This is a genomic window from Streptomyces phytophilus (assembly GCF_013870535.1).
GTDB classification, from domain to species: domain Bacteria; phylum Actinomycetota; class Actinomycetes; order Streptomycetales; family Streptomycetaceae; genus Streptomyces; species Streptomyces phytophilus.
Genome location: NZ_JACBXC010001278.1, coordinates 1 through 1698, shown reverse-complemented (window position 1 = coordinate 1698; position 1698 = coordinate 1). Strand labels below are relative to the sequence as shown.

2 protein-coding genes and 1 pseudogene are annotated in these 1698 nt (G+C 69.8%); 2 read left to right on the top strand and 1 reads right to left on the bottom strand.

What is annotated here, in order from left to right; genetic code table 11:
- Window positions 1-151: 151 nt before the first annotated feature.
- Window positions 152-355, bottom strand: a complete 204-nt coding sequence (locus tag H5J30_RS31570; protein ID WP_018840208.1) for a cold-shock protein — start codon at window positions 353-355, stop codon at window positions 152-154.
- Window positions 356-583: 228 nt separating this feature from the next.
- Between H5J30_RS31570 and H5J30_RS31565 the strand changes: the two genes are divergently transcribed.
- On the top strand, window positions 584-1450 hold the full coding sequence (locus tag H5J30_RS31565; protein WP_181790989.1) for a menaquinone biosynthetic enzyme MqnA/MqnD family protein: 867 nt from the start codon (window positions 584-586) through the stop codon (window positions 1448-1450).
- A gap of 63 nt (window positions 1451-1513) precedes the next feature.
- A pseudogene (locus H5J30_RS31560) lies at window positions 1514-1698 on the top strand (serine/threonine protein kinase); the annotation flags it as partial.

The window sequence follows — 1698 nt, the reverse complement described above, 5'->3', positions numbered from 1 at the left end:
GGCCGCCCTGTCCGCTGTCTCGTGCCCGGGCTCCGTGCCCGTCTCCACGTCGTTCATATAGGGCCCACCGTATCCGGCCCCACCGACACCCGGGCATGAGAAAACCCCCACCAGGAGGGCGGGGGTTTCTCAGGTCAGCGTGGAGCGAACGTCACGACGGGGAGACGTTCGCCGCCTGCGGACCCTTCGGGCCCTGCTGCACGTCGAAGGTCACCTGCTGGTTCTCTTCGAGCGAGCGGAAGCCTTGGGCGTTGATAGCGGTGTAGTGGACGAAGACATCGGGACCGCCGCCGTCCTGGGCGATGAAGCCGAAGCCCTTTTCAGCGTTGAACCACTTGACGGTTCCGGTAGCCATGAGCCCTCCTTGGGCCAAAGGGTCGCCCTGCCCCAGAGCCTCGAAGAAGCCTGAAAACGACACATGCCTGCGGCGTCACAATCTCCGCAGGCACGGTACTGCAAGGAAACCAAACTGCAACTTGCGGTTGAGCCTAGCACGCGCGGGCCCTCCCCGGTAGGGAGAAGATCACGCTCCGGTGAGCCCCCGTACCCACGTGCGGGCGGGGCTGGGGCTAGCCTCGGAGCCGTGACAGCACCACCTCCTGACGCAGGAGCTAGGCGACGGCCGCGAGTCGGCCACATCCAGTTCCTGAACTGCGTCCCCCTCTACTGGGGCCTCGCCCGTACGGGCAGCCTGCTCGACCTGGAGCTTTCGAAGGACACCCCGGAACGGCTCAGCGAGCAGCTCGTCGACGGGGAGCTGGACATCGCCCCCGTCACCCTCGTCGAATACCTGCGACACGCCGACGACCTCGTCGCCCTGTCCGACATCGCCGTCGGCTGCGACGGACCCGTGATGTCCTGCGTGATCGTCTCGCAGCGGCCGCTGGCGGATCTGGACCGGGAGCGCGTGGCGCTCGGCTCCACCTCGCGCACCTCCGTGCGCCTGGCCGAGCTTCTGATCGACGAGCAGTACTCCGTCGCGCCCGACTACTACTCCTGCCCGCCCGACCTCTCCCTGATGATGCGCGAGGCGCAGGCCGGCGTGCTCATCGGGGACGCCGCCCTGCGCGCCTCGCTGCACGACGCCCCGCGGCTCGGGCTGCACGTCCACGACCTCGGTCAGATGTGGAAGGACTGGACCGGGCTGCCGTTCGTCTTCGCCGTGTGGGCCGTACGCCGCGACTTCCTCGCCCGCGAACCGGAGCTGGTGGCGAACGTGCACCGGGCGTTCCTCGACTCCCGCGACCTGTCGCTCGCGGAGGTTGACAAGGTCGCGGAGCAGGCGGCGCGGTGGGAGTCGTTCGACCCGCCGCTGCTCGAACGGTACTTCCGCACGCTGGACTTCAGGCTGGGCCCCGCGCAGCTGGAGGGCATCGACGAGTTCGCCCGCAGGGCCGGCTTCCCGGACGAGGCGCGGGTGCGGCTGCTGCCGGCGGCGGGGGCGCCCTAAGCTGTTCCCGCCACAGGGCGGGTGTACGAGGGACCGTAGGAGAGGCGGGTCCGGGGGGAGTCCATGCAGCCAGTACAGAGCGGTGATCCGGAGGCCGTGGGCCCGTACCGGGTGCTCGGCAGGCTCGGCTCCGGCGGCATGGGCCGGGTCTTCCTGGGCCGCAGCCCGGGCGGGGCCACCGTGGCCGTCAAGGTCGTCCACCCGCACTTCGCGCACGACGACGAGTTCCGCACCCGGTTCCGCCGCGA

Excerpts from the sequence above, each read along its gene's own strand:
- H5J30_RS31570 (WP_018840208.1), bottom strand. The coding sequence starts at position 355 with ATGGCTACCGGAACCGTCAAGTGGTTCAACGCTGAAAAGGGCTTCGGC.